This window comes from Pedococcus sp. P2_E2, assembly GCF_056403955.1.
Genome location: NZ_JBFUEM010000005.1, coordinates 389,400 through 396,903, shown reverse-complemented (window position 1 = coordinate 396,903; position 7,504 = coordinate 389,400). Strand labels below are relative to the sequence as shown.

8 protein-coding genes are annotated in these 7,504 nt (G+C 69.6%); 1 reads left to right on the top strand and 7 read right to left on the bottom strand.

Translation table 11 applies throughout. The annotated features are described in order from the left end of the window. Positions 1 to 25: 25 nt before the first annotated feature. The 5 genes from AC1DWR_RS13240 to efeU form a co-directional block, all read right to left on the bottom strand. Positions 26 to 241: a hypothetical protein gene (locus AC1DWR_RS13240; RefSeq protein ID WP_477624619.1), complete on the bottom strand. Its 216-nt coding sequence runs from the start codon at positions 239 to 241 to the stop codon at positions 26 to 28. A 10-nt stretch (positions 242 to 251) separates the two neighbouring features. Next, on the bottom strand, positions 252 to 1,052 hold the full coding sequence (locus AC1DWR_RS13235) for a hypothetical protein (protein ID WP_477624618.1): 801 nt from the start codon (positions 1,050 to 1,052) through the stop codon (positions 252 to 254). 171 nt (positions 1,053 to 1,223) lie between these two features. After that, entirely contained in the window at positions 1,224 to 2,504 is a 1,281-nt protein-coding gene (efeB, locus tag AC1DWR_RS13230) for an iron uptake transporter deferrochelatase/peroxidase subunit (RefSeq protein WP_477624617.1), read from the bottom strand. After that, positions 2,501 to 3,640 carry an iron uptake system protein EfeO gene (gene efeO / locus AC1DWR_RS13225; RefSeq protein WP_477624616.1) on the bottom strand — a complete coding sequence of 380 codons (1,140 nt, stop codon included), beginning with the start codon at positions 3,638 to 3,640 and terminating at the stop codon, positions 2,501 to 2,503. Before efeO ends, efeB begins: the two co-directional genes overlap by 4 nt. A 7-nt stretch (positions 3,641 to 3,647) precedes the next feature. Beyond that, the gene (gene efeU, locus AC1DWR_RS13220; RefSeq protein ID WP_477624615.1) at positions 3,648 to 4,502 is read right to left on the bottom strand and encodes an iron uptake transporter permease EfeU; all 855 of its coding nucleotides are present in this window, start codon (positions 4,500 to 4,502) and stop codon (positions 3,648 to 3,650) included. A gap of 200 nt (positions 4,503 to 4,702) precedes the next feature. Here efeU and zwf point away from each other — a divergent pair, with 200 nt between their 5' ends. Next, the gene (gene zwf, locus AC1DWR_RS13215) at positions 4,703 to 6,133 is read left to right on the top strand and encodes a glucose-6-phosphate dehydrogenase (protein WP_477624630.1); all 1,431 of its coding nucleotides are present in this window, start codon (positions 4,703 to 4,705) and stop codon (positions 6,131 to 6,133) included. A 14-nt stretch (positions 6,134 to 6,147) separates the two neighbouring features. On the opposite strand, the gene pheA is transcribed toward zwf, so the two are convergent. Next, positions 6,148 to 7,113 (bottom strand): prephenate dehydratase, encoded by a 966-nt coding sequence (gene pheA, locus AC1DWR_RS13210; protein WP_477624629.1) that lies wholly within the window; start codon positions 7,111 to 7,113, stop codon positions 6,148 to 6,150. After that, positions 7,110 to 7,472, bottom strand: coding sequence for a DUF4446 family protein (locus AC1DWR_RS13205; protein ID WP_477624628.1), 363 nt, complete (start codon positions 7,470 to 7,472; stop codon positions 7,110 to 7,112). The genes pheA and AC1DWR_RS13205 overlap by 4 nt, the downstream gene beginning before the upstream one ends. Positions 7,473 to 7,504 lie beyond the last annotated feature (32 nt).

The following is a 7,504-nucleotide window of genomic DNA, read 5'->3' as shown; positions in this document are numbered from 1 at the left end:
CCACCCCCGCCTGCCGTCGGTCGTCTCAGTGGTGCGTCGTCAACCGTCCGTCGGGTGCCGCGTCGTAGTCACGTTGGCGTCGCGTCAGCCGGTCCGCCACGCGCCGGCGGCCGAAGCGGTGATAAAGCCACGTCAGCGCGAAGCAGACGGCCACCGCGACGAGCCAGCTCTCCGTCCACCAGAGGCACAGCGCTCCGGCGGTCCAGGCCGTGAGTACGGCGAGGAAATCGACAGTCCTCATGGCGCCCACCTCATCCAGTGCAGTTTCGCAAGGCTACTTGGTACCACCCGGTGGAGGCGCCGACGATCCGCCTCTGGTAGCACGTGGAGCTCGAGGTGCTTCCTCCAGTGCGCCAGAGGGAGACGATCGAGTTGAGGATGGCTCGGATCGTGGGAACGCCGACCACCGTGCACAAGAGCTGCACGACGCGACCAACGAGGACCGGGAACTTCGACAGCCCCGAACAGGCCACCACGGCTCCCGCCCCACCCATGGCGATCACCGCGCTGCCGATCGCCTTGGCCTCAGCTCCGGTGACGTTCAGGTAGATCCCCCACCCGTAGGTCAGTCGGGGGTCGGCCGCGATCGGGTAGGTCGCTCCCGACGTGTCGACGTGCTGGGTCAGGAGCCGGCGGGACGAGTCGAGCACGTACCAGGTCGACAGTGACCTGCCGCTGGCATCCTTGGCCCAGGGTGGGGCGATCCCGGCAGTCATCCGCACTCCCGACGACACCTCCCTGCTCAGGACGACCGAGCCGTCCGCCTGGAGCTCCCCCGCCGCCGACAAGCCGAACGCCGCGGTCGTCTGTCCCTCCTCCAGCGCCGCGATCACGGCGTCCTGCGTCGCGTAGGCCCTGCGATCCCGCGGGGCGGTGATGGTGACACCCGCCAGGTCCACCGCACCGGTGACCTCTCGGACCTCCTGGTCCAGACCCACTGAGTGCTGCACCACTCCGTCCGTGGTGTGGTCGGCTGCCTGCGCCCCTGACGCCTGACCGATGAGCAGTACCGCAGCCGCAACGGTCACCAGGACCGCTTTCCAACGTCGCATGTGTTTCCCCCCTGTGCTTCCGCGCCGGCGAGCCCGGACACGAAATGGATATGGACATACACCCAAGCATTCGGATGCATACCCAAACAAACCACAGAAGAAGTGCCTATGCAACTCTAGGTTTCTGGTCAGCCGCGCTTCGCTGACCGTGGGCCTGGCCCAAGGGCGACCTCAGCCGAACAGCGCTTGACCCCAGTGTTCGTCCGGGCCGAGGCCGGGCGGGCAGGCGAAGACTGCCGAGCCGGTGTGCTCGATGTACTCGTTGAGCCCGTCCTTTGCTGCCAGGGACCGCTGCATGGGCACGAACTGCGCGTGCGTGTCGCGCATGAACCCGATGAAGAACAGGCCCGCGTCGAGGTGTCCCAGCCCGTCCGACCCGTCGGTGAAGTTGTAGCCACGGCGCAGGATGCGTATGCCGTTCAGCCGGCTCTCGTGGGCGAGCGCCACGTGGGCGTCGACCGGGATGGCGGGCCTTCCGTCGGCTCCCTTCTTCGTGAAGTCCACGGCGTCGAACTCGGCCTTCTGGCCCAGGGGAGCGCCCTCACCCTTGTCCCGACCGATGATCTCCTGCTGCTCCTGCAACGTCGTGCGGTCCCAGATCTCGATGTGCATCCGGATGCGACGGGCCACGAGGTAGGAGCCGCCGGCCATCCAGGCACTCGCGCCCGGGACGTCGTCCGGCTGCACCCACACGTGCTTCGCCAGGGCGGCGGTGTCCTCGGCCTTGAGGTTGTTGGTGCCGTCCTTGAACCCGAACATGTTGCGAGGGGTCACCTGGCTGCGAGTGGTCGAGGAGGTCCGCCCGAAGCCGAGCTGGCTCCAGCGCACGGACACCACCCCGAAGCCGATCCTGACCAGGTTGCGCACGGCGTGCACGGCGACCTGGGGGTCGTTGGCGCAGGCCTGGATGCAGAGGTCTCCCCCACTGCGGGCCGGGTCGAGGTCGTCGCCCACGAAGCCGGGGAGGTCCTTGAGCGCGGCTGGCCGGCGATCGGCGAGCCCGAACCGGTCGTCGAAGAGGGACGGCCCGTAGCCGATGGTGATCGTCAGGTCCGACGCGTCGAGGTCGTAGGCCTCGCCGGTGTCCTCGGGTGCGCGGTAGGGGCCGCCCCCGACGACACCGCCCGGCGCCGCCTCGGCCCCGACGGTCATCCGCTCGGCGGCCCGCGTCCACGCCTTCAGCATCTCGGCGACCTCTGCCCGGTCCTTGGTGACCACGTCGAGGGCGACGAAGTGCATCCGGTCCTGGGCGGGGGTGATGATCCCCGGCTGGTGCTCACCCCGGAACGCCACCTCGGCGTCCCCGGCCCCAGCCGAACCCACCACAGCGGAACCGTCGCCCACACCGGAAGCTGCCCGCGCGGCATACGCTCCACCGACGCCCGCGACCGCGCCGGCGACGGCGGCGCCCGCGCTGACGCCCAGCAGCCGCCGACGGGAGAGGTCGGTCACTGGGCGACCACTCCGGCGACCTTCGAGATGTCCTCGCCCACCGCGTCGACGGCGACGGACAGCGCCTTGACCTGGTCCTTGGTCAGGGCGGTGTAGAGCTGGAAGCCGGCGTCGGTGCGGTACTCGTCGAGCTCGGTGTCGAGGGCCGCGAACCCGGCGTCGATCCTCGCGAGCAGGGCGGCGTCGCGTGTCTTCAGCACGGGGCGCAGGGCGTCGAGCGCGGCCTTGGACCCCTTGACGTTCTCGTCGAAGTCGTAGAGGTCGGTGTGGCTGTAGCGGTCCTCCTCGCCGGTGATCTTGCCCACGGCGACCTCGTCGAGCAGCCCCTTGGCGCCGTTGGCCAGCTGCAGCGGGTTGAGCGTGACGGCCTTGGCCTTTGCCACGATCTTCGTGACGTCGACCAGCAGCTTGTCGGCGATCGCACCGGAGTCGGCCTGCAGACCGGTGACCCACAGGTCCTTCTCGAGGCGGTGGAAGCCGGTGAACTCGATGCCCTCCTCGACGACGTCCTCGCGGCCGTCGATCATCGGGTCGAGGTCGCCGAACGACTCCGCGACCGGCTCGATCCGCTCCCACGGTCCTCGGGCGACCGGGAACGCAGCCTTCGCCTCCTCGACCTTGCCGGCCTTGACCAGCCCCACGAACTCGGTGGTCCGGCTGAGCAGCTCGTCGGACTGCGCCGACACGAAGGCCTGGTAGGTCTTCACCGCGGCGCCCATGGCGGCATCGGGCGCCTGGCTGCTCGTGCTGCTGGGGCTGCCCGTGACGGTGAAGTCGGCCCGGATCCCCTTGCCCTTCATGCCCGGCTTGCACGCGGTCTGGTACGTGCCGGGGCTCGCGACCTCGACGTGGAACGTGCGGGTCAGGCCGGGGGTGAGGTTCTCGACCTCACCGATGATCTGGTCACCGTCGCCGTAGAGGTAGAACTCGTTGACCTTGGAGCCGGTGTTCCTGACCGTGAACTCGACGGTCCCGGTCGCGGCCTCGCTGCGGGCGACCTTGCACGAGGTGTCCGTCGCCTCGACCGCGATCGGACCCTTCCCACCGGCGGCGCCGGCCTCGTCGGAGCTGCCACACGCGGAGGTCGCCAGCAGGACGGCCACCCCGAGGGCGGCGGGGACGGGGAGGATGCGCATGGTGCTCCTAGGTGAGTGGTGAGGTGGCGTGCGATGGGTATGACGGCTGGACCTGTCGGGCTGGGGCCGGCCGCAGGAAGAGGGTCATGACGACGGCGAGGTAGGTGGTCCACGCGATCGCTTGGAGCCAGGTGGTGTTGGGCGTGAAGTTGACGGTGCCCTTGAGCACCGTGCCGTACCAGGAGTCGGGCGGCACGGCGTTGCTCACGTCGAAGGCGAGCGAGCCCAGCCCGGGCAGGAAGGCGGCTTCCTGCAGGTCGTGGACGCCGTAGGACAGGATTCCGGCAGCGACCACGATGAGCGCGATCCCGGTGCAGCGGAAGAACATCGAGAGGTTGATGTGCACGGCGCCGCGGTAGATGAGCACCCCGAGGACGATCGCGACGGCGATGCCGAGGAGGAAGCCCACCAGCGGCTGGACCGTGCCGCTTCCTGCCGTCTGGACGCTGGCGTAGAAGAACAGGGCCGTCTCGAGTCCCTCACGACCCACGCCGAGGAAGCCGACCAGCGCCACGGCCCAGCCTCCGACCGACAGAGCCTGGTCGAGCTTGCCCTTGAGCTCGCCCGAGATGGTCCGGGCCGCGGTCCGCATCCAGAAGACCATGGCCGTGACGAACGCGACCGCGAGCACGGAGGCGCTGCCGCCGATCAGCTCCTGGGTCTCGAAGGACAGCTGCCGGGTGCCGAAGGTGAGCAGTGCGCCGATGCCGACGGAGAGGACGACGGCCAGCGCGACGCCGGTCCAGACGGCCTTCAGCGCCCAGCGGCGGTCGGTCCTGACGAGGAAGGCGACGAGGATGACGACGACGAGCGCGGCCTCCAGTCCTTCACGGAGTCCGATGAGCGCGTTGCTGGCGAGCACGTTGACCTGATTTCCGGCATGTCGATGGTGCGTTATTTAAACCAAGGTAAGCCTTACCTAAGCCTGCGCGTCAAATCGCTGGAGAACCGGGTGCGCGGGCCCGGCTGCGGTGGAAGTATCGGAAGGTGCCCGAGCAGACCGCGCCCAGCGCCCAGACGATCTCGTATCCCGCCGCTGACGCACGCAGCTCGCGCGGCGCCGTGGAGAAGGCCGATCCGCACGTCATCGTGCTGTTCGGGGCCACCGGCGACCTGGCGCGTCGCAAGCTGCTGCCCGGCATGGCCCATCTCGCGACGTCCGAGCTGGCGCCCGCCATCCGGGTGGTGGGCACCTCGCTCGAGGAGATGACCGACGAGCAGTTCCGAGAGTTCGCGCGCACGGCCGTCGACGAGTTCGCGACGCATCCCCTCACGCCGGAACAGTGGGAGCGGTTCGACGACAACCTCGTCTACATCCCCCAGTCGGCCGGCCCCGAGCCTCTGGCAGAGGCCGTCAAGCGCGCCGAGGAGTCGCTCGGGCCCGATGCGCTGCGGCTGCACTACCTGTCGGTCCCGCCCAAGGCAGCGGTCGCGGTCATCACCATGCTGCGGGACGCCGACCTCGTGGCCCGCTCACGGGTCGTGATGGAGAAGCCGTTCGGCACGGACCTCGCGAGCGCGATCGCCCTCAACAACACCGTGCACGAGACGTTCGACGAGAGCCAGGTCTTCCGGATCGACCACTTCCTCGGCAAGGAGGCGGCGCAGAACATCCTCGCCTTCCGCTTCGCCAACGGGCTGTTCGAGCCGATCTGGAACCGCAACTTCATCGACCACGTGCAGATCGACATCCCCGAGACCCTGGGGCTGGACGAGCGGGCCAACTTCTACGAGGCCACCGGCGCCTACAAGGACATGGTGGTCACCCACCTGTTCCAGGTGCTCGCGTTCGTCGCCATGGAGCCCCCGACCGCCTTGGAGCCCCGGGCCATCTCCGAGGAGAAGAACAAGGTCTTCCGGTCGCTGCTGCCGATCGACCCCTCTGACGTGGTTCGGGGTCAGTTCGCCGGCTACACCGGGCTGAACGGCGTCGCCCCCGACTCCGACACCGAGACGTTCATCGCGCTCAAGGTCGGGCTGGACAACTGGCGCTGGGCCGGTGTGCCGTTCTACCTGCGCACCGGCAAGAAGATGGCCGACGGTGCACGCATCATCTCGATCGCCTTCAAGGAGGCGCCACGGTCGATGTTCCCGACCCACTCCGGGGTCGGCAACGCGGGCCCGGACCACCTGACCTTCGACCTCGCCGACGAGTCGAAGGTGTCGCTGTCGTTCTACGGCAAGCGACCTGGCCCCGGCATGCGCCTGGAGAAGCTGTCGATGCAGTTCTCCACCCGGGAGACCGAGCGGGTCGGCGACGTCCTCGAGGCCTACGAGCGGCTCATCCTCGACGCCATGCGCGGCGACCACACGCTCTTCACGACGGCCGAGGGCATCGAGTCGCTGTGGGAGCGTTCGCAGCCGCTGCTCGACAACCCGCCGGAGGCCAAGCCCTACCCCGTCGGCAGCTGGGGTCCGAACGCGATCCACCAGCTGATCGCCCCCCACGCCTGGCGACTGCCCTTCGAGCGCGTCTGGCGCGAGAAGAAGTAGCCAACAGGGCGTCGTCAGGTGCCGCGCAGGGAGCGCAGCCAGGCGCGGGCCTCGCCGAAGGCCGCGTCGCTGGTGTGGGGCGTGACGTGCACCGCGGCACCGTGGGCGGCGGGATAGCTGCCGAGGAACCGCACGTCCGCGCAGACCCGCTTGAGCCCGAGCAGGGCCTCGCCGACGCGCTCGTCGAGGACGTGGCCCTCGATGTCGATCGAGAAGCAGTAGTCGCCCATCGAGGACTTCGTCGGGCGGGACTCCAGTCGCGACATGTTGATGCCGCGCACCGCGAACTGCTCCAGCAGCTCAAGCAGCCCACCCGCGTGGTCGTCGCGCTGGAACAGCACCAGCGTGGTCTTGTCGGCGCCGGTGCGTTCGGGCAGCTGCCCCGGCCGGGCGACCGAGACGAACCGCGTCACCGCCGACGCGTTGTCCCCGATGTCCTCCGCGATCACCTCGAGGCCGTGGTTCGCCGCGGCGATCGGAGCACAGACCGCCGCCTGGTATGCCGCGTTCGCCGGCTGTCCATCAAACGCAGGGCTGCCGACCAGGCCGGCTGCGGCGGCCGCCGTCGACAACGTCGGGACGTAGACCGCGTCCGGAAGGTGGGCGCCCATCCAGCCGCGGACCTGGGCCCAGGCGTGGCTGTGGGTGCCGACGGCGCGGACCTCGTCGAGCGGCATACCGGGAGGGGCGGCGAGCACGAAGGTGATGGGGACGAGGACCTCGCCCACCACCACCAGCGGGTCACCGCTGGCCAGCGCGTCGAGGGTGGCGCTCACGCCGCCCTCGACCGAGTTCTCGATCGGCACCATGGCCGCGTCGATGTCGCCGGCGCGCAGGGCACCCAGGGCGGCCTCGACCGACGCGATGGCGACGTGCTCCTGGCCTTCGGCCGGACCCCACGCGTTCAGCGCCATCTGGGTGAAGGTGCCCGCGGGGCCGAAGTAGCCGTGTCTGGTCACTGGTGTGGTCACGGAGGTCAGGCTCCTTGGGATCCGGTGCGGGCGGCAGCGAGGGCCTGCTGCTCCTCGGGGGTGAGGGTCGCGTCGGAGCCGCCGCCGACGATGCCCTTCGCGTAGGTGCGGGACTCGCCGCGGGCGTGGATCGAGGAGACGACCAGTCCGTCACCCTGGTCGTCGATCACGGCAGCACTGAAGGACAGCCGGCCACCCATGTCACCGAACGCGTCGTAGCGGACGACGGCGACGTGGCGTAGCGCCTGGGCGATGTCGGCCCGAAGAGCGGCGAGGTCGCCGGTGCCGACGGGGCGCTGGCCCTCGATCACGCGCAGCCTGGCCGTGACCCGCGCGATCCTGACGACGGCGACGAGTGCGATCACCATCGAGACCACGGCGACAGCGAGCGCTGCCGCGG